We start from the raw sequence: 20,116 nt of genomic DNA, 5'->3' as shown, positions 1-20,116 counted from the left end.
GTTAATGTGCTTTTTATTCGTATTTATAATTGTAATTGAATACAGCATGTTGTGGCAATGCGCCAGTCTCAAAACTGAATTTTACTTTTCCATCTGTTCCAATACAGTATGCTGATCCTGTGGTGCTGCCATAACTGTTAGCATCTGCAACGATCACTTCTTTATTGAATGGATTTATAGTTAATCCGTACGGTATATTTATGTTCTGACCACTTGTAATTAAATTTGCACCAATGGCACCAGTTACGGTATTAAACGATTTAATTTCAGGGTTGGAGTAAATATCTTTAGCTACATAAGCAGTTGAACCATTAATGGCAATTATGCCCAGATCATAACTGTACGAACCTGTTTTGGTATCGCTGACACTATTAATTCTATCGACTGAGGGGTCGTTATTGATGATATAATCGTTCCAGCACACCACAAATAAATCACCGTTATCTGCAGTTTGTATTCTTACCGGGTTATTGTTTACGGTAATGTCTTTAGTTTTAGTAAAGGTTGCGAGATCAATTACCGATACTTTGTTTTTAGCTCCATTTTGATAAAAAGGATGTGATGAATTGCACACATATAGCTTTCCATTAGCTATTGCCAATTGTTCAAGTCCCTCTGAAAGCATTATTTCACCATCAATTGCCATTGTTGCGGTATCGATACGGCTCACTTTACCATCATAACGCGATACATAAGCTTTGTTTTTATAAAAGGCAACAAACCTTGGTATATAACCATCAGTCGCTGAATTGAATGAAATCCTTTTTAGCGATTTGCAGGTTTTGATATCGATAATATCCAGAAAAGATTGTTTGGTGCCTTGTATGCCTGCTACAACACAGTACATCTTACTGCCATATTGCTGTAAATCGTTTGCGGTTTCGCCGAGCGATGTGCCATTTACCTGTTTGTAATAATCGGCTACTGTTGCTTTTGTCGCAATATCATAGTAAGAAATGGCACTGTTGCCGTTACCCATTAACCCTTCGCAGAGTATATAAATGCCTTTGGTATCTGTAATGATCTGTTTTTTTTCCACTATCTCTGTTCTATCCTTTTTACAGGCTGAAATAGAAACGGCCGTTGCGGCGAGGATAATTAAAATGTGTTTTTTGTAAAATTTGCTCATGGTTTATATTTAATTTGTAAATGCAATGTGTGCGGGGATATCGCCGGTAGTAACCGACCATTTTAATCGCCCTTCGGGGCTATAACAGTGTAATTTGCCTGGGCTAACATAATCTTTGGCATCGGTTACGTAAACGTCCTTACTAATGGGGTTAACCGCAATTCCGTAAGGAATTTTAATGTCTTTTTCAGTGCCATCACTGATGAATTTGCGATCCATCACGGTTTCATCTTTCGTATTGATCATGTTGTAAGTAATCCTGTTCTTGCCTTCGATGTAATTCCATTCGGTGCTGTAGATGTAGGCGTAATCATCATCTATCACGAGGTTGCTGGCCGCAATATTGAATACCTTTTTAATCTGGTCGGTTTGGGTATCGATTACAAAAAGTTTAGAGGCAACGGTATAATAATCCCCTCTTGAAGTGACATACAGATCGCCATAACGGTCGGCCTTTATACGGCTGAGATTAATAGCAACTTCAATCCTTTTAATTTCAGTAAAACTGGGAAGATCGATTACCGAAACAGTGTGTTCGTAATCTGGTGGACTATATCCTCCAGAATTGGCCACATAAAGTTTGGTGCCCATAATGGCCATTTCTTCTGGTTGCCTGCCCACTTCAATAGTACGATTTACCCTTAGTGCTGTGGTATCAATTTCAGCCACTATCCCATTGGGGGCCTTCGGATCGCCAACTTTACCTAAATAGGCACTTACATAGGCTTTTCCATTACTGAACGTGATGTAACGGCAGTTGGTGATGTTAATCTGGCCGATTTTTTTACCGGTTTTAATGTTCAGTACCTCAACCTTGTTCGATATGTTAACCACCACATAAAGTTTGCTGCCATATCGGCCAATATCATTCCCCACATCGCCCAAACCTTTGGTTACTTCCGGATTAACCTGATTGTACAGGTTACGGGTGTAAATACCGTTTACGAGGTCCATATAATCAAGCGAAGCTTTATTCATGTTCATATTGCCTTCATTCACCAGATAAAAACCTTTAATGACTGATGTTGGCTCTGGCTCTACCTTCGTAATTTCGGAGGGTAAAGGCTGCGGATCTTTTCTGCAGGCGCTGATAATCACCATAAGAAAGGCCAAAATATATATCGGAAACTTTAAATGCCTCATAATTTATAGGTTAAGGTTAATCTGTAGTTTCTGCCCGGCATTGGGAAGTTTGGAATAATATCATAGTATTGGTTAAGCAGGTTATTTACCTCGCCATTGATGTTTACACTTCCTTTTTTTAATTTAAACTCATAACCAATTGCTGCGTCGTGGGTGTACCATGGCTCCATGTAATTGTAAATGTTGTTTGCTTTTTGGTTGTAACGGAATCCGGTGTAAATAAAGCCGTAGTTGGCATGCCAATTATGGTAATCTAAGCGGGCTAAAAAAGAACCGCTGTTTTCAGGGATGTAAGGAATTTGATCTTTATAAGTCTCTTCGAGTTTTGAAGTCACATCCACAGCTTGCTGGTAAGTATAATTGATGCCTATGTTGAGCATGAAATCATTAAGTGGTTCGAATGCTGTTTTTGCATTAAGCTCTAAACCACGTATATCAACCAGACCAATGTTGTACATTATCCAACGGTATAGGTTGGCACCAGGTTGTGCTACAATTTTATCTTTTACGCGGTTGTAATAAACATCCGATTGGATATCGATAAACTTTATCTTCTGGTTTTTGAAGCTTTTGAAATAGGTTACACCAAAATCATACTGTTTAGTGTACTCGGGATTTAACAGGGTATTGCCGATGAAAGTATAGTATAGATCGTTAAAGGTGGGCATCCTGAATATATCCTTATAAAATGCACGGATTCTGATATCCCGATCCTTTAACACTTTCCATGAGAGCATAACGGTTGGACTAAAAACCTGCTTGTTACCCGATGAGGAATAAAGTTTTACCCGATCGACTACGGTTGTGCTGAGCAGGTTTGCGTGGATATTAAGCTTCTCAAAGGTTATAGATGAGCTTAAAACATTTAAAAAAGTATTTCGATTTGGATAAGGAAACCTGTAAATATTGGCATCCAAAGTCTGGAAGGTATAGTCAGATGCATAAGCGGCCTCCCAAACCGAATTGATTTTATATTTTGCAGCAATCGATAGGTAAGCCTCCTGCTCTTTAAACCGGTTATCTAAAAAACCTGCTGTAGTTACATAATCGGGATCGAGGTAACGTTGATATATATAAGCATATTTACCGTTTACCATAATGGTGAATTTGTTAGAAAAACTTTTCTCTGCGCTCCCCTGAACAAAGAAATCGCGATCCCATATTCTTTGCTTAAAATCGAACCTGTTGGCTACAATTGCACCTGGTAATCCCCTATCTGATAAAAATGAATAGGCCTGCGCGTGCCATTTCCCATTTCTAAACTTACCAAACAATGCAGCCTGTAGACGAAAGCGCTCTACATCCCCATTATTTCTTACTGCAGTGGTATCGAAAACACCATTGGTATACCTGAATTTATATCTACCATCGGCATGTATATATTCGGTATTGATACTCGCCTTTAGCTTTTCATTAATCTTATATTGATAAACGAGAGCAGGATTGATCAGACCGAAGGATCCGCTTTTTAAAGCCAGTTCTATTTTTTGATTTTGTTTTTTTTCGAAATCGGCATCTTTGGTTTTGAGATAAATGCTGCTTGCGGCCGAATAACCTCTCGCCGGAATCAATAATTCGGGCTTTTGGCCACTGTAGAGAGAAATTTCTTCGAGATTGTTCAATGAAAATTTACCTAGATCAACCTGACCATTCTGAGCGTTGCCAATCTGGATTCCATCCAGAAAAACTGCGCTGTGATTGGTACCCAAACTGCGTACATTCACCGTTTTCATCCCACCTATTCCGCCGTAATCTTTCAACTGCACACCTGAAAGATAGCGGATGGCATCGGCAATAGATAAGCTATTGATTCTTTTAAGGTCTTCGGCAGATAGGATTTGTACCGGAGTAGGCGATTTACTTTGCTCCGTTAAGCGGTATTCTCTAATCTGAACTTCTTTCAGTTGCGTTGCTTTTTTGGTGCTGTCAGTTTGTGCCCTGGCATTTAAAGGCAATAGAAATCCTGTCCATAAAATGGAAGAATATAGAAAAAACTGCATTGTGCCCGCATAGGCAGAATGTTTACTTGTCATTTTGATTGTGAGTTTAACCCACAGCCAACAGATGGAAAAGAAATGAAATACGAATACGTAAGTACATCACCCCTTAGCTTCAATCCCCGAAAGCTATGAAATATAATGCTAAGGCAGGTCTTCTGACTTACTCCCGGGTTTCCGGCCTTCCCATCCCGACGAGTCGGAACAGTGGCAGATTGATTGGAAATCCGTTAAGGAGCTTACAGCTGCGGGACAGTTACAGATTTACACTGTATTCCCTTTTAATTCCGGGTGTAAAGCCGGAAACCAAAAGCGCTGCAAAACTAGCAAAATTAAACAACATGTAAAATGGATGATGGAAAATGGTGATTTTAACAGAAAAGACTAAATTAGGAATCAAATTTTCACTTATGAAAAGAATATTAATTGTTGCTTTTTCATTAATAAGCCTATCTGTTATGGCGCAAAAAACCGATACTGTTTTTCTGAAGAAACTGATGGAAACCAGGCCAGAACTTTTTTCTGCGGTACTCAATCATCCTGATCAAAACCAGATCCAGATTCTTTATACACAGGTTAACCGAGATGCGAAGAATAAACCTACATTTAAAACCTTTAGTTACAATCTCGATCCGCATCATTATTTTTATCCTGCAAGTACGGTTAAACTTGCTGCAGTCATTTTTGCTTTAGAGAAAGTAAACCGGTTGAAAAATACAGGTTTAACAATTAAAAGTGCTATGATTACAGATAGTGCCTATAAAGGACAAACGAAGGTTTTGACAGATACAAGTGCTAAAAATGGGCTTCCATCAATAGAACATTACGTTAAAAAGATTTTGCTTACCAGTGATAATGATGCCTTTAACCGTTTATTCGAGTTTATTGGTCGTGCCGAAATTAATGAAAAACTGAAAGCGAACGGATTATACGATAGCCGTATTTTAAACCGTCTGGCCATTGGCGACGCAGGAGAATCTGCGAAACATACCAATCCCATCAAATTTTACAATGGTGAACAATTGGTGTATGATCAACCGGCGCAGTACGACCCAAAAGCGTATGAATTGAAATTAAGCAACCTGGTAATGGGTACCGGATACATGGATAGCACCGACAAGCTGGTAAACAAACCTTTCAGTTTAGCGGGGAAAAATGCCTTCGCCATTAATGATCAACAGAAACTCATGCAGAAATTGATTTTTCCTGAGGCTTTTCCGGCTAAAGAAAGATTTAACCTTAACAAAGCGGATTATAAACTCATTTATACTTATATGAGCAAGTACCCAACGGAAAGTGATTTTCCTAAATACGATCCGAAAGCGTTTTGGCCAACCTATGCCAAGATGTTGTATTATGGTAGAGAACAGGTAACGCCAGATCCAAATATCCGCATTTTCAATAAATATGGCGATAGTTACGGCTTCATTATCGATAACTCTTATTTTGTTGATTTTAAAAACGGAATTGAATATTTCTTAACCGCAGTTGTGCAGAGCAATGAGGATGGTATCTTCAACGACAATAAATACGAGTACGAAACGGTTTGTTTCCCTTTTATGAAAAATCTGGGCAGAACCATTTACGAATTGGAATTAAAAAGAACTAAAAAACAGAAGCCCGATTTAAGTAAGTTCAAAATGGATTATGCTTATTAAAAACCTTTCCCATCTTTTTAGGTTTATAGCGTATTAATTGTATAAAAAACTATACATTAATTAAAAAATAATATATTCGCATTTCAAATAAAAGAATACATCTCTAATGGCTAAATTATTAATAATTGACGATGAGCGCGCGATAAGGAGTACCCTACGCGAAATTCTGGAGTACGAAAATTACGATGTTGAAGATATCGATAACGGTATCGATGGCCTCGAAATGATCAAAAAAGGAAATTTCGACCTGGTACTTTGCGATATCAAGATGAATAAGATGGATGGTATGGAAGTGCTCGAGCAGGCACAGATCATTAAACCCGATTTGCCATTCATTATGATATCTGGTCATGGAACAGTTGAAACGGCCATTGAAGCCAGTAAAAAAGGAGCTTTCGATTTTATTTCGAAACCACCAGATTTAAACCGGTTATTAATTACGGTCCGTAATGGTTTAGACCGTGGAAATTTAGTTACTGAAACCAAGGTTTTAAAACGTAAAGCGAGTAAAACCCGTGAAATTTTAGGCGAATCGGAAAGCATTTCTAAAATTAAAGAAACCATAGAACGTGTGGCTCCTACCGAAGCACGTGTATTAATTACTGGTGCAAATGGTAGTGGTAAGGAGTTGGTAGCTAGGTGGTTACATGAAAAATCGAACCGCGCAGATAGCCCTTTAATCGAAGTGAATTGTGCGGCTATTCCATCAGAACTGATTGAGAGCGAGTTGTTTGGTCACGAGAAAGGTTCATTTACCTCTGCTGTTAAACAACGCATCGGTAAATTTGAACTGGCTAATGGCGGTACTTTATTTTTAGATGAGATTGGCGATATGAGCCTTTCTGCCCAGGCAAAGGTTTTACGTGCCCTACAAGAGCATAAAATTTCGCGTGTAGGTGGTGAAAAGGAAATTGAAGTAAATGTTCGTGTTTTAGCGGCAACCAATAAAGATTTATTGAAAGAAATCGAAGATGGTAACTTCCGTATGGATTTGTACCACCGGTTAAATGTAATCAATATCCATGTTCCACATTTAACGGAACGTACCGATGATATTCCTGTTATTGCCCAGAACTTTTTAGAGAATATCTGCAGCGATTATGGGATGCCGGTTAAGAAAATAAATGATGGCGGTATGGCTGCTTTACAAGCTTTGCCCTGGACAGGTAACGTGCGTGAGCTACATAATATGATTGAGCGTTTGATTATTTTGAGCGATAAGGTAATTACCGAAAATGATGTACGTGCCTTTGCTAATCCAGGCGGCGGTACAAACATTGGTGCTGCAACCAGTGCACAGATTGCAGGTGCAGGAGGATCAGCCTTAGCTTCTTCTTTCGATTCGTTCAATAATTTTCAGGATTATAAAGATCATGCAGAGCGCGAATTTATCAAATTCAAGCTGGAGAAAAACAATTGGAACGTATCAAAAACAGCGGATGAGATTGATATCCAGAGAAGTCATTTGTACAGTAAAATTGAGAAATTCGGCTTAAAAAGAGCTGAGTAACTGATTAAGTTTAAAAGTTTTGAGGTTGGAATGTTTTAAGGTTGTCCGAGAACATTCCAACTTTTTTATTTATACATATAGACAAATCGTCATCTCGACTGAAGTGCAACGGAATGGAGAGATCTATGAGTAATATCCAGACAAAAAATTCTCCTCCAAAGGAGTTCCTTTGGAACACTACGGTCGAAATGACGATCTTGGAGAATTTAGAGTTATCCCATGTAATCATTTTGCCTCATCAGCAATGCCCGGTATTTATTAAAAATTGCTGTTTTGGAAACGAACCCCAAATATTGGTTCTGAGCCGTTAATACAGGTAAAATCCACACATTATCTTGCTCCATTTTCTCCAATACGATTTTCAGATCATCATTTTCTGTAATGGCGTTCGGTGCAGGTTGTACCAAATAAGAGGCTTGCAAATTTTCCTTATCAGGGTGATTGATCATCTCATTAAATAGTTCTTCTATGTAAATGATGCCCTTGAAATCGCCCAGTTCGTCTGTTACAGCGCAAATGTTTTTATGCGAATGCATAATCTCGGTCATCTTAACCGAAATCAGATCGTTCATATATAATTGAGGATAAGTTTTCTCGATCAGATATTTCAGTTTCATCTGGTTTAAAACAGTTGTATCCTTATCCTCATGAGATAATAACTCACCCTTATCGGCAAGTGCTTTAGTATAAATAGAATGTTTTTGCGAGCTGCGGTTAATGGCGTAAGAAATTGCAGTGGTAATCATCAACGGAACCATTAAAATATATCCACCCGTAATTTCTGCAATTAGGAAAATACCGGTTAAGGGAGCATGCATAATCGATCCTAAAGCAGCTGCCATACCGGCCACAATAAAATTAGATACGTTTAACTGCGCCAAACCGGATAGATTTACCACATAGGCAAATATAAACCCGATTAGTCCGCCCATAATTAAACTGGGTGCAAACGTTCCACCATTACCACCTGCGCCCAAGGTAACCAAAGTAGCTATCGATTTCATAAAAATGGTTACCACTGTAAACAGTACTACTAAAGCCGGAATGGTATTGTAATCGGCGAAAATACTATTATTGATTACCGCCTGGTAATCTCCTTTTAGTAAGCCCTTTATTGTGATGTAACCTTCGCCGTAAAGTGTTGGGAATAGAAAAACCAAAACGCCAAGCATTAAACCACCAACAATAACTTTGGTATAAGGATGTTTTATTTTATAGAATAGTCCTTTTACGGCATAATTTGCTTTGGTAAAATAAATGGAGAATAAGCCGATAAAACAAGCCAGTATTACATAATAAAACAATGCGTTCACTTTCCATCCTTCTGTAACCAAAAAGAAAAGTTGCTGTGTGTAGAATAATCTTGCTACTACTGCAGCTGTTGCAGCCGATAACAAAAGCGGGATAAACGCAGGAATGGTAAACTCTGGCAATAAAATTTCAATAGCGAAAACAATCCCAGCCACAGGGCTATTAAATGCTCCTGCAATACCTGCTGCTGCGCCACAGGCCACCAACATGGTAATTTCGCGATAAGATAAACCGAGTAAACGACCAAGATTTGAGCCTATTGCCGATCCACTGGTAACGATTGGTGCTTCCAAACCTGTTGAACCACCAAAACCTACCGTAACGGCTGCGGTAATAATCTGTGAATAAATATTATGTGCTTCTACCTTGCTTGATTTTTTCGAAATGGCATAAAGTAAAGGGGTTAAGCCCGTTTCGAATTTCGTTTTACGGATAAAGTATTTGATGTACAAAACCGTTAAGAAAATACCGATCATCGGAAATATAAAGTACAGGTAGTATTTATATTTCCAGTGCCAGTCTGATTGAAGAAATTCTTCGATGTGGTGGGTCAAACTTTTTAAAACGGCAGCTGCGAGTCCCGCTAAAACCCCGACAATTACGGCAAGGATAATTAAGAAATTACGGTTTGATATTTTAGATTTTCGATATTGGTTAATCTTATCAAGGTAATTTACAAATCTGATGTACATTCTATTGTTTTTTAATAGAGGGCGAAGGCCAAAAGTAACAAAAACAACGAAACGAGCCAATTTAAAGGGCTGTTTTATGCATCAAATTTATCCAATAACTTAATTAAGGTTGCAAAATCTTTTGGATAAGGTGCATCGATCACAATATCTTTGTCATCTAAAGCTTTAAAAACCAAATGCCTGGCATGTAATGCAAAACGTTTCATAATGGGCTGCTCCTCTTCGCCTTTGGTTAATTTATAACCTCTCTTAATTGATGAAAGAAAAACTGGTTTCCCTTTATACATATCATCACCAACAATGGCTGCCCTTTGTGTTGCTAAGTGGATACGGATCTGGTGCATTCTACCTGTTATTGGCTTGCATTCAACCAGTGTATAATGTTTGTAGTACTTTAACGAATCGAAAATAGTTTCAGCTCTTTTCCCTTCTGCCCTATCAATGGTTACGTTTTTATTGCCATCGTTCAAGATTGGAAGATCAACTGTTAACTGATCGAAAATAACGTGCCCGTCCACTACGGCATGATAGGTTTTATTTACTTTCCTTCTTTCGAACTGCATAGAAGCGTGGCGGTAACCTTCAGGATTTTTTGCGATGATTAGCGCACCAGAAGTTTCTTTATCCAAGCGGTGACAAACCTGTGCATCATCGCTATACTGTTTGGCCAGGCGTAATACATTGGTTTCTCCAGATCCACCGCGTTCATCGAGCGAGGCTAAAAATGGAGGTTTATTGATAACAATAAAATCGTTGTCTTCGAAAAGAATAAGGTCTTTAAAATTTGGAAACTTCAAACTGTGCTGCAATTAATGAACCGCAAAAATACGATTTTATTTTTTTAAGGCGGGCGTCACCCTGAATTTATTTCAGGACCACATTCTGGAAAGATGCTGAAATGAATTCAGCATGACGAATTCTTTACGCGTATCGTCCTCCTGAACTTGTTTCAGGATCTAATTGAAAATTTTAAGTCCAAAAAAGCCGCTCCGATGTTGATCAGAGCGGCTTAATAACTTTAGCTTTTATAATTATTACTTAAGAAAGCTCAAACTTATAACCTACTCCTTTTACGGTTGATACATATGTTTCGCCTAATTTTTCCCTTAGTTTACGGATGTGAACATCAATGGTTCTGTTTGTTACTACTACTGAATCTTCCCAGATATTTTTAAGGATCGATTCGCGGGTATAAACTTTTCCCGGTTTTGATGCCAGTAAATATAAAAGCTCAAATTCTTTTTTCGCCAATACCACTTTGTTACCGCCTTGAAAAACCAAATAAGCTTCACGGTCGATTACTAAATCGCCAATTTCCAATTTGTTTTCAGAGACTTCTTCTGTTCCTGTATTTCGTCTTAAAATTGCATTAATGCGGCTAACTAAAGCACGCGGTTTAATTGGTTTTGCGATATAATCATCAGCGCCTACATTAAAACCTGCAATTTCAGAATACTCTTCACTTCTGGCGGTTAAGAAAACCATAAATGTATTCTTGAATTCAGGTATTGCACGCATTAAACGGCAAGCCTCAATCCCATCCATTTTAGGCATCATAATGTCCAGGATGATTAAATCTGGATGTACCTTTTTCGCAACAGTAATTCCTTCTTGGCCATTGGTAGCTGTGAAAACCTGATAACCCTCTTTTTTAAGGTTATATTCAATAAGCTCCAGAATATCTGGTTCATCATCAACAATTAATATTTTCTGACCTGCGTTGTTCATAGTTAAATATTTGTTACGAAAGTAGTGTCTATGATGCAATATTTAGTTAAGCCTAAGTTAAGAAATTGTTAATTACTTAAATTAGTTTAACATGGAATTTGTTTTAAAGTAACGTTTTGGCTAAAAATGCCTCTAATTGATCGCCACGCAGGTTTTTAGCGATTATTTTTCCAGAGGGATCAACTAAGTAAGAAGTTGGGATAGCTTGCACCTGGTATTTTTTTACCGTTGCTCCGTTAAAATCTTTTAATTCCGAAACGTGTGTCCAGGTTAATCCATCTGCTTTCACTGCGCCTAACCATGCTGCCTTGTCGGTATCTAGCGAAATACCGATGATATCAAAGTTCTTATTTTTATATTTATTGTACACCTTAACCACGTTCGGATTCTCCTGACGGCAAGGCTGGCACCACGATGCCCAAAAATCGATCAGTACGTATTTTCCTTTATAGTCTGATAAATTTACAGGTTTGTCATCTGCTGTATTAATGGTGAATGCTGGAGCAACCTGTCCCACCTGAACTGCTTTTAAAAGTGCCATCTGTTTTACAAAAGTATCAACCGTAGCATTGCCTTTAATTTCTTCTTTCACTTCATCTGCAAATTGTACCAGTTCGGCTTCAAACTCCTGTGGACTCAAAGTATTCATGGCATAGAAACTGGCAAGCGTACCTTTGTTGTCTTTAGCAAATTTTATGATCTGCGTGTTTAATTGATTGATGTACGATTCGTACTGAGGTTTCATCGATTCCAGCACGGCCGCCCTGTTTTGAGGCTGTGTTGCTACTTTCGCTTCGAAATCGGTCTGTAGTTTTTCCACCTGTTTGGCAAAATTGTTTCTAATGGTATTTAGTTCTGATAATTTTTCTACCTCATTCGCCCCAGAAATTTTATAAGCCATTGTTTTGTCGGCCAAATCAGCTTCTAATTTAATGTCGTCGCCATTTTTTGCAATTAACATAAACTCATGGTTACCTACCGATACCCTAAAGAAATCAACAGAAGGGGTTTTACGGATGAATTTAAACTCACCTTTTTCTGATAGATTGGTCGAGTCGATTGCAACCATATTGCTATTTTGCATCCCATATAAAAATACTTTCTTCTCCGTACCCGGGTTTTGGAAAGTTCCATCAATTGTAAAGCTATCTTTGGGTTTACATGCAGTGAAGGCAATCGCGATCAGCATGATCAGGCTCAATTGTTTTAGTCTCATTATTTCAGTTTTTCAAGTATTAATTCATTTAATTTTTTAGCATCAGCTTTTCCTTTGGCTAATTTCATTACATCGCCAACAAACAAACCTAAAACGCCCTTTTTGCCTTTCTTGTACGCTTCTACCTGTTGTGGGTATTTATTTAACACTTCATCAATAAAACTACTTAATTCGTCTCCGTTTTCAGAGATCAATAAGTTTAATGATTGTGCCAGATCGGTAACTTTTGCATTTTCCTGTAATTCAACAGCAGGTAATAATTGTTGAATGGCAATTTGCTGAGTGATTTTTTTATCGTCAACCAGGTTAATTGCTTCTGCTAACTGTGCGGGATTAACCTTGAAATCAGATATCGTAATCCCTTTTTCGTTTAAAACCGCTCTAATTGGGCCAATTAACCAATTAATTAAGCTTTTTTTATTGTGAACAGCTGATTGAGCCTGGTTAAAGTAGTTTAACAGGTCTAAATCTTCCGCAAAAAGTGCTGCATCAGCTTTACTGATCCCAAAGTCAGCAACCATCTGCTGCGAAATTTCATTTGGTAAAGCCGGCATTAAAGATTTAATCTCAGCTAACCAATCATCAGAAATATAAATGGGTTGCAGATCGGGATCTGAAAAATAACGATAATCATTCGCTTCTTCTTTAGTACGCATCGGTGAGGTAGTTCCTTTATCGGCATCAAAATTCAGTGTGCTCTGAATAATTCTTCCTCCATTACTCATCACTTCTACCTGACGGCCAAATTCGAAATCCATTGCTCTACGTACGTTACGCATCGAGTTTAGGTTTTTTACTTCACAACGTGTTCCAAATTCGGTGGTGCCCTGCGGACGGATAGAAATATTGGCATCGCAACGCAGACTGCCCTCTTCCATATTGCCGTCGCTTACATTTAAGTGCCTCACCAGCTTTCTGATTTCACTGAGTAAAACAGAAGCTTCTTCCGAACTGCGAATATCTGGTTCGGTTACAATCTCAATTAAAGGTACACCCGCACGGTTCAAATCAACCAACGAATAGTTGTCGTCCTGATCATGAATGCTTTTTCCAGCATCTTCTTCCAGGTGAATGCGATTGATTCCGATTTTCTTCGTAGAACCATCAGCCAGTTGAAGCTCCAGAAAACCATTTACACAGATGGGTTGATTATCCTGCGTAATCTGGTATCCTTTTGGTAAGTCGGCATAGAAATAATTTTTCCGATCAAAATGGTTGGTCTGGTTAATGGTACAGTTTAAAGCCAGGCCAATACGGATGGCTTTTGCAACTACTTCTTTGTTTAACTTCGGTAAGGCTCCAGGTAATGCCAGCGAAACCGTAGATATATTTTGATTGGGTAAAGCCCCGAAAGATGCACTATCAGCAGAAAATATTTTAGTGTTGGTATTTAACTGAACGTGGATTTCTAGTCCTGAAACGAGTTCGAAAGCAGTTTGGGGGCTTGTTTCTTGTAAAGGCATTTAAAGCTTCGTGTTGTTATAAGTTTTATTAACCACAGATTTAATCTGGGGTTAAATATTAATGTGTCAAATATAGTTATTATTTAGTCTTTCGTTAAAAAAGGCTTGACGGAGAAATTTTTAGAAATTCTTGCCAGGGCAATCCTCCGGCTCCCACTAAAAGTATTTTATCAGGCTTATACATTTTGTTAAAAGCACTCATACCGGAAGTACCCGTAATCTGGCCTGTACTTTTAACTTCTACTCCAATTATTTTACCTCGTTTCTCTAAAATAAAATCTACTTCGTCGTTTCTATGTCGCCAATAAAACACTTTATAACCTTCTACAAACGAAGAATTTAATAAATGCGCACCTATTGATGACTCTACCATTCTCCCCCATTCTGCTGATTGTTTTTTTATCTCTTCAAAGAATTCATTTCTTTGGGCACTTACCAAAGCATTATTGTGTACCTGAAATTTTGGACTCGATGAACGCTTGCGAATCACATCAGCTGCAAATTTCTCAATGCCTCCCAGTAAACCTGCTGTATCCAATAATTCCAGGTAATGAGACAATGTTGTTGTATTACCTGCATCAGAAAGCTGGCCTAATATTTTAGTGAAAGATAGGATCTGCCCTGAGTATACACAACCTAATTCAAACAAACGTTTCATTAAAGCCGGTTTATCAACACGGGTTAACATTAAAATATCTTTCGAAATACTGGTTTCTATCAAAGCATTTGAAACATAATTTTTCCATCGCTCCTCGTCATTGATTAGACCTGAAGAGCCCGGGTAGCCGCCAAACCAAACGTATTGTTCGGCAGTAAAACCAAAAGCACTCTCCATTTCAGCAAAGCTCCAATGCCCTAAATAAGTTAATTCGAACCGACCAGCCAATGATTCTGTTAATCCCTGTTGAATTAGCAGTCTAGAAGATCCCAATAAAATTACTTTTAAGTTTAACCCATTTCGCATGTCTTCATCCCATAAGCGCTTCACAATTTCACTCCAGTTATCAATTTTCTGAATTTCATCAATCACAAGAATATATTCATCAACCCCTGGTTCTTTTAATAGCGCTCTTGTATTAAACCATATCAGCTCTATCCAAGTTCTATCTGAAGCAGCAACAGCATCTGCAGATTCGAATATACAAGGTGTACTAATTTCCTTGATCAATTGACTGATCATTGTTGTTTTGCCTATTTGCCTAGGGCCCACAAGCACTTGAATAAACCTTTTTGGTTCATTCATAATCTTTACAAGTTTCTGTAAATAAGACCTTTGGAACATTTTTAACAATTTACTCAATATGTTGAGTAAAATTACTAAAAGCCTCTAGTAATTCAAAATAATTACTGAATTCTAGTTAATAATTATAACAAAAATAGCAGTACTCATTAATTATTATATTAAAAATTAGTAAGTATATAGCTGTTAGTAAGTTAGTTATGTTTGTTTTTACAATTTACTCAATAGGCTGAGTAAAATTACTCAATGGCCTATACAATAGTTAAAGAATGTTAAATGGAATTGCTTTAATTAAACCAGCGTAAATTACTATTGTCTATCTCAGCAAACACACACAAGAAACCTTTAATTAAAAAACATTATGAAAAAGTTAGTTTTATTTGCTGCAGTTCTGATGGTTTCATTATTCAGCATAAACAATGCAAAAGCACAGGTTAGCTTAAATATCAATATTGGTTCGCAACCAGTTTGGGGACCAACAGGATATGATCATGTAGATTATTATTATTTCCCTGACATTGATGCTTATTATTACGTTCCCTCTGGTCAATACATTTATTCAAACGGTGGAAGTTGGGTTTGGGTAAACAGTTTGCCTGCTCAATACAGAAACTTTGACCCGTACAGGGCTTATAAAGTGGTCATCAATGAACCAAAACCATATCTGCGAAATAATATTTATGTAACCAGGTATAGTAAATATAAAAACTATGGAGGTCATCAAACTATTATTAGAGATAGCCGTGAGACTAAATACTACGTGGTAAAAGGTCATCCAAAATATAATCAAAGACCGACCAAAAATGTAACTGTAGTTCGTAACAATAACCGCCCTGCCCGTGTAATACAAAAAAATGTTACCAGACCTGCTCAAAATAATGGTCGTTCTCAGGATAATAATGGTAGAGATAACCGTCCTGAAAGAAATAATAATCAGGGCCGCGGTAACGGACGTCATTAATATTTAGTTGTATAAAGGAGCTTCTAAGGGGGCTCCTTTGTTATTTGTTTACTTCTGGCACGTGGTTTGGCTATAAATAATAAACACTAAATGAATTGATTATGAAAAGATTATTTTTAATGGCTGCAGTTATGATGATTTCATTTCTCAGTTTCCCCGCAAAAGCACAGTTAAATGTAAATGTTAACATCGGCTCTCAACCGCTCTGGGGACCAACGGGTTATGATCATGTTGATTATTACTATCTCCCTGACGTAGAAAGTTATTATTATGTTCCACAAAAGCAGTTTGTGTACTTAAATGGAAACGATTGGGTTTTTGCCAATTCTTTACCTTCAAGATACGGAAATTACGATTTATATAATGGATACAAAGTAGTCATTAATTCACCTAAGCCCTATTTGAATTTCAAAAACGATAAGGTGAAATATGCCAAGTATAAAGGCAATAAAGGTCAGCTGGTAATTAGAGATAGCCGTGACCGTAAATATTATGTAGTAAAAGGACATCCTCATGGTATGCCTCCGGGACAGGCTAAAAAGATTTATGGAAAACAGAATAATGGAAATAATGGAAAAGGGCATGGGAATGGTAAAGGAAAACACTAATCCATTAACTTTATCAGTTTATTTAAAGGAGTTTCGAAAGAGACTCCTTTTTTTATATATCTGTTACAATAGAAGTTTTGGCACAGCGTTTGAATTATTGAAGTACACACAAATAAAATAGATTATTATGAAAAAGTTATTTATCATCTCCGCGATTTTAGGTATCGTGGCTTTAACATCTAATCAATCTAACGCTCAGGTAAGTATTAATGTAAATATCGGTGCGCAACCAGCTTGGGTGCCTGCAGGTTATGAAAACGTTAATTATTACTATCTCCCGGAAGTGCAGTCTTACTATTATGTTCCTCAAAGGCAGTTTGTTTATTTAAGTGGGAACAGGTGGACAAGATCAAGGTATTTACCAGCGAGATATAGAGGTTATGATCTGCACCACGGAAGAAAAGTAGTGGTTTATGGAAATAGCCCATATCGTAATTATAATAGCCACAGAGTAAGTTATTCACATCACAATAATTACTACCGCTCATCATACGGTGGAGGAAACCGGGTACGTTATAGCTCGCCAAGAAACAATTACAGATCTTACCGAGTAGATAACAGATACCATGATAGAAACATAAATTCCAGCTTATTCTCTAGAGGACATAGAGAAAAACACGGAAGACATTAAAATAAAAAAGAGTCTCTAGAGCCTCTTTTTTATTTTACATAACGTCACCCTGACCTGTAGTGAAGCGGAAAGCTACGAAGTAAATTTATTTCAGGTTCTATTTTATTATTTCAATCAATGATGCGGAATAAAACTTTCTGCTTTTTCCAAAACAACTTTTAAACCTGATGGGTTTTTACCACCTGCAGTAGCATAAAACGGTTGTCCACCACCACCGCCTTGAATCTCTTTACCGAGCTCGCGAACAATATTAGAAGCATTTAATCCTTTTTTTACCAGGTGATCGGAAAGCATTACGGTTATTCCGGGTTTACCATCAATTTCTGTAGTGAAAACTAGAAACAGGTTATCAACCATATCTTTTAAAGAGAAAGCCAGATTTTTAACTGCATCGGCACTTTGCAAGTCAATGTGTTTAGCTATCAGGTTAATGCCGTTAATTCCTCTTACATGATGAACAATTTCATGTTTTAAGGTATTTACCCGTTCTATTGTCGACTTTTCAATTTCCTTTTTCAGTTTTGCATTTTCATCCAATAAAGCCTGAACAGATGCCGATAAATCTTTACTTCCGTTAAGTAATGCTTTTAAATGACCAAGTTCCTTTCGTTGGTCTAAGAAGTATTGTTCAGCTTTATCAGCAGTGATGGCCTCGATACGGCGAACACCAGCTGCTACAGCACTTTCAGAAACAATTTTAAATGAGCCGATCTGCCCTGTAGCCTTTACATGTGTACCACCGCAAAGTTCTTTAGAGAAATGGTCGTCGAAAGTAATCATACGGACAAAATCGCCGTATTTTTCACCAAATAAAGCCGTTACACCACTTTCAATGGCATCTTGATAAGGAACGTTACGCTGTTCCTTTAATTTAATGTTCTGGCGGATTTTCTGATTCACAATTACCTCAATCTGTGCTAATTCCTCGTCAGTAACTTTAGCAAAGTGAGAAAAATCGAAACGCAGGTAATCTGCATTAACCAACGAGCCTTTCTGGTTAACATGTTTGCCTAAAACCTGTTTTAATGCCGCATGCAGTAAGTGCGTGGCTGAGTGATTATCTTCCGTTAAAACACGTTTATCTTCATCTACAACGGCCCAAAATTTACCTTCTAAATTATCTGGTAAGATATCGGTAAAGTGTACGGTTAAGCCATTTTCTTTTTTAGTATCGGTAATGTCTACCCAAAACTGGCGGCTATGGTCTTCTAATCGGCCGGTATCTCCTACCTGACCACCACTTTCGGCATAGAAAGGTGTTTGGCGAAGCACAATTTGATATTGCTCTTTGCCCTTAGCTTTTACTTTACGGTATTTTAAAATCTCCGTTTCAATTTCTAAATCATCATAACCTACAAATTCGCTCTGTTCTTCGGTGTTTACCACAATCCAATCACTTGTATCAATGGCTGTTGCGGCACGACTATCGTCTTTTTGCTTTTTCAAAGCCTGTTCGTAGCCAGCCAGGTCAACGCTCCAACCCTTTTCTCTGGCCATTAATTCTGTTAAATCGATTGGGAAACCAAATGTATCTGATAATTCGAAGGCAAAAGCACCCTCTACCACATCATTAGTAGCCTGGTATTTTTCGAAACGTTGAATTCCTGTTGATAAAGTCCTCAAGAAAGAAACTTCTTCTTCCAGCACCACTTTCTGAACAAAATCCTGTTGCGAAATCAATTCGTCAAAAACACCTTTAAATTGCTCTGCCAATAAAGGAACCAACTGATTTAAGAAAGGCTCTTTAAAGTTCAAAAAAGTATAAGCATAACGTACAGCCCGGCGTAAAATCCTGCGGATGACATACCCCGCTTTATTATTGGAAGGTAACTGCCCATCGGCAATAACAAAGGAAATGGCGCGGATGTGATCAGCCATAACGCGCATGGCGATATCGGTTTTTTCGTCAGCACCATATTTTATACCAGATTTTTCTGCAATAAACTGAATCATCGGCTGGAAAACATCGGTATCGTAGTTAGAGGTTTTTTCCTGTAAAACACGTACCAAACGCTCAAAGCCCATTCCGGTATCAACGTGTTTAGCTGGTAAACTTTGCAATGAACCATTTTTTAAACGGTTAAACTGCATAAATACATTATTCCAGATTTCGATTACCTGGGGATGATCGTCATTTACCAGGGTAGCACCATCAACTAAAGCTTTTTCTTCATCTGTACGGCAATCTACATGGATTTCAGAACATGGTCCGCATGGTCCTGTATCGCCCATTTCCCAGAAGTTGTCTTTTTTATTTCCCGGTAAAATATGGCTTTCATCAACGTATTGTTTCCAAAGATCGTATGCTTCCTGATCTTTTTCCAGCCCTTCTTTTTCATCACCTTCGAAGTAGGTAACATATAATTTTTCTTTCGGGATTTTGTAAACTTCGGTCAATAATTCCCAACTCCAGGCAATGGCTTCTTTTTTGAAATAATTGCCAAAACTCCAATTACCCAACATTTCGAACATGGTGTGGTGGTAAGTATCAATACCTACTTCTTCCAGATCGTTATGTTTGCCCGAAACGCGTAAACAACGTTGGGTATCAGCAACACGAGCATATTTTATGGCGGCCTCTCCTAAAAACAGATCTTTAAACTGGTTCATACCCGCATTGGTAAACATTAAAGTGGGGTCATTTTTAACCACAATTGGTGCGGAAGGAACAACATGATGTTGTTTCGATTCAAAAAAACTAAGGAATGCCTGTCTAATCTCTTTTGCTGTCATTTCAATATTATTGGAGGGAACAAAATTAAAATTTTATTGCGTTATTAAGGAAAAATCGAGCTACATTTGAATACTTTAATTAATCGATATAAGACA

15 protein-coding genes and 1 riboswitch are annotated in these 20,116 nt (G+C 37.8%); of the genes, 5 read left to right on the top strand and 10 right to left on the bottom strand.

The features are described from left to right. Positions 1 to 13 precede the first annotated feature (13 nt). From AC1RJ8_RS08355 to AC1RJ8_RS08345, 3 genes are read right to left on the bottom strand one after another with little or no spacing between them, the layout of a single operon-like run. On the bottom strand, positions 14 to 1,129 hold the full coding sequence (locus tag AC1RJ8_RS08355) for a DUF5074 domain-containing protein (protein WP_492953524.1): 1,116 nt from the start codon (positions 1,127 to 1,129) through the stop codon (positions 14 to 16). A 9-nt stretch (positions 1,130 to 1,138) separates the two neighbouring features. Then, complete coding sequence (locus AC1RJ8_RS08350; RefSeq protein ID WP_492953525.1) at positions 1,139 to 2,272, bottom strand: YncE family protein; 1,134 nt, start codon at positions 2,270 to 2,272, stop codon at positions 1,139 to 1,141. Further along, positions 2,269 to 4,305: a TonB-dependent receptor plug domain-containing protein gene (locus AC1RJ8_RS08345; protein ID WP_492953526.1), complete on the bottom strand. Its 2,037-nt coding sequence runs from the start codon at positions 4,303 to 4,305 to the stop codon at positions 2,269 to 2,271. The genes AC1RJ8_RS08350 and AC1RJ8_RS08345 overlap by 4 nt, the downstream gene beginning before the upstream one ends. 95 nt (positions 4,306 to 4,400) lie before the next feature. Beyond that, positions 4,401 to 4,596, bottom strand: a riboswitch (cobalamin riboswitch). 83 nt (positions 4,597 to 4,679) lie between these two features. Between AC1RJ8_RS08345 and AC1RJ8_RS08340 the strand changes: the two genes are divergently transcribed. Together AC1RJ8_RS08340 and AC1RJ8_RS08335 are read left to right on the top strand one after the other, a co-directional pair. After that, positions 4,680 to 5,927 carry a serine hydrolase gene (locus AC1RJ8_RS08340; protein ID WP_492953527.1) on the top strand — a complete coding sequence of 416 codons (1,248 nt, stop codon included), beginning with the start codon at positions 4,680 to 4,682 and terminating at the stop codon, positions 5,925 to 5,927. Between the two features lie 106 nt (positions 5,928 to 6,033). Continuing rightward, on the top strand, positions 6,034 to 7,437 hold the full coding sequence (locus AC1RJ8_RS08335) for a sigma-54-dependent transcriptional regulator (RefSeq protein WP_492953528.1): 1,404 nt from the start codon (positions 6,034 to 6,036) through the stop codon (positions 7,435 to 7,437). A gap of 212 nt (positions 7,438 to 7,649) precedes the next feature. Here the strand turns inward: AC1RJ8_RS08335 and AC1RJ8_RS08330 are convergent, their stop codons facing one another. The 6 genes from AC1RJ8_RS08330 to AC1RJ8_RS08305 all read right to left on the bottom strand — a co-directional run bounded on the left by AC1RJ8_RS08330 (position 7,650) and on the right by AC1RJ8_RS08305 (position 15,090). After that, positions 7,650 to 9,440, bottom strand: a complete 1,791-nt coding sequence (locus AC1RJ8_RS08330) for a chloride channel protein (protein ID WP_492953529.1) — start codon at positions 9,438 to 9,440, stop codon at positions 7,650 to 7,652. A 74-nt stretch (positions 9,441 to 9,514) separates the two neighbouring features. Continuing rightward, positions 9,515 to 10,237, bottom strand: coding sequence for an RluA family pseudouridine synthase (locus AC1RJ8_RS08325; RefSeq protein WP_492953530.1), 723 nt, complete (start codon positions 10,235 to 10,237; stop codon positions 9,515 to 9,517). A gap of 241 nt (positions 10,238 to 10,478) precedes the next feature. Continuing rightward, positions 10,479 to 11,168, bottom strand: coding sequence for a response regulator transcription factor (locus AC1RJ8_RS08320; protein WP_029274338.1), 690 nt, complete (start codon positions 11,166 to 11,168; stop codon positions 10,479 to 10,481). Between the two features lie 103 nt (positions 11,169 to 11,271). Beyond that, positions 11,272 to 12,384 (bottom strand): redoxin domain-containing protein, encoded by a 1,113-nt coding sequence (locus AC1RJ8_RS08315; RefSeq protein ID WP_492953531.1) that lies wholly within the window; start codon positions 12,382 to 12,384, stop codon positions 11,272 to 11,274. Next, positions 12,384 to 13,847, bottom strand: coding sequence for an Asp-tRNA(Asn)/Glu-tRNA(Gln) amidotransferase subunit GatB (gene gatB, locus AC1RJ8_RS08310; RefSeq protein WP_492953532.1), 1,464 nt, complete (start codon positions 13,845 to 13,847; stop codon positions 12,384 to 12,386). Before gatB ends, AC1RJ8_RS08315 begins: the two co-directional genes overlap by 1 nt. 94 nt (positions 13,848 to 13,941) lie before the next feature. Then, positions 13,942 to 15,090, bottom strand: coding sequence for an ATP-binding protein (locus AC1RJ8_RS08305; protein WP_492953533.1), 1,149 nt, complete (start codon positions 15,088 to 15,090; stop codon positions 13,942 to 13,944). A gap of 358 nt (positions 15,091 to 15,448) precedes the next feature. On the opposite strand from AC1RJ8_RS08305, the gene AC1RJ8_RS08300 reads away from it, so the two are divergent. The 3 genes from AC1RJ8_RS08300 to AC1RJ8_RS08290 all read left to right on the top strand — a co-directional run bounded on the left by AC1RJ8_RS08300 (position 15,449) and on the right by AC1RJ8_RS08290 (position 17,287). Further along, positions 15,449 to 16,048: a hypothetical protein gene (locus tag AC1RJ8_RS08300; RefSeq protein ID WP_492953534.1), complete on the top strand. Its 600-nt coding sequence runs from the start codon at positions 15,449 to 15,451 to the stop codon at positions 16,046 to 16,048. A 101-nt stretch (positions 16,049 to 16,149) separates the two neighbouring features. After that, positions 16,150 to 16,656: a hypothetical protein gene (locus tag AC1RJ8_RS08295; protein ID WP_492953535.1), complete on the top strand. Its 507-nt coding sequence runs from the start codon at positions 16,150 to 16,152 to the stop codon at positions 16,654 to 16,656. A gap of 127 nt (positions 16,657 to 16,783) precedes the next feature. After that, positions 16,784 to 17,287 (top strand): hypothetical protein, encoded by a 504-nt coding sequence (locus AC1RJ8_RS08290; RefSeq protein WP_492953536.1) that lies wholly within the window; start codon positions 16,784 to 16,786, stop codon positions 17,285 to 17,287. A 114-nt stretch (positions 17,288 to 17,401) separates the two neighbouring features. Here the strand turns inward: AC1RJ8_RS08290 and alaS are convergent, their stop codons facing one another. Continuing rightward, the gene (gene alaS / locus AC1RJ8_RS08285; RefSeq protein ID WP_492953537.1) at positions 17,402 to 20,020 is read right to left on the bottom strand and encodes an alanine--tRNA ligase; all 2,619 of its coding nucleotides are present in this window, start codon (positions 20,018 to 20,020) and stop codon (positions 17,402 to 17,404) included. Positions 20,021 to 20,116 lie beyond the last annotated feature (96 nt).

It is taken from the genome of Pedobacter sp. GW822-FHT03F06, from assembly GCF_058801365.1.
The sequence above is the reverse complement of the archived record's forward strand: the minus strand, read 5'-3'. Positions and strand labels throughout refer to the sequence as shown.

Bases quoted from the DNA above. Each gene is read 5' to 3' on its own strand.
- AC1RJ8_RS08330 (WP_492953529.1), bottom strand. From the start codon at position 9,440: ATGTACATCAGATTTGTAAATTACCTTGATAAGATTAACCAATATCGA.
- AC1RJ8_RS08320 (WP_029274338.1), bottom strand. From the start codon at position 11,168: ATGAACAACGCAGGTCAGAAAATATTAATTGTTGATGATGAACCAGAT.
- AC1RJ8_RS08305 (WP_492953533.1), bottom strand. From the start codon at position 15,090: ATGAATGAACCAAAAAGGTTTATTCAAGTGCTTGTGGGCCCTAGGCAA.
- AC1RJ8_RS08300 (WP_492953534.1), top strand. From the start codon at position 15,449: ATGAAAAAGTTAGTTTTATTTGCTGCAGTTCTGATGGTTTCATTATTC.
- alaS (WP_492953537.1), bottom strand. From the start codon at position 20,020: ATGACAGCAAAAGAGATTAGACAGGCATTCCTTAGTTTTTTTGAATCG.
- AC1RJ8_RS08335 (WP_492953528.1), top strand. From the start codon at position 6,034: ATGGCTAAATTATTAATAATTGACGATGAGCGCGCGATAAGGAGTACC.
- AC1RJ8_RS08355 (WP_492953524.1), bottom strand. From the start codon at position 1,129: ATGAGCAAATTTTACAAAAAACACATTTTAATTATCCTCGCCGCAACG.
- AC1RJ8_RS08315 (WP_492953531.1), bottom strand. From the start codon at position 12,384: ATGAGACTAAAACAATTGAGCCTGATCATGCTGATCGCGATTGCCTTC.
- AC1RJ8_RS08290 (WP_492953536.1), top strand. From the start codon at position 16,784: ATGAAAAAGTTATTTATCATCTCCGCGATTTTAGGTATCGTGGCTTTA.
- AC1RJ8_RS08345 (WP_492953526.1), bottom strand. From the start codon at position 4,305: ATGACAAGTAAACATTCTGCCTATGCGGGCACAATGCAGTTTTTTCTA.
- AC1RJ8_RS08295 (WP_492953535.1), top strand. From the start codon at position 16,150: ATGAAAAGATTATTTTTAATGGCTGCAGTTATGATGATTTCATTTCTC.
- AC1RJ8_RS08350 (WP_492953525.1), bottom strand. From the start codon at position 2,272: ATGAGGCATTTAAAGTTTCCGATATATATTTTGGCCTTTCTTATGGTG.
- gatB (WP_492953532.1), bottom strand. From the start codon at position 13,847: ATGCCTTTACAAGAAACAAGCCCCCAAACTGCTTTCGAACTCGTTTCA.
- AC1RJ8_RS08340 (WP_492953527.1), top strand. From the start codon at position 4,680: ATGAAAAGAATATTAATTGTTGCTTTTTCATTAATAAGCCTATCTGTT.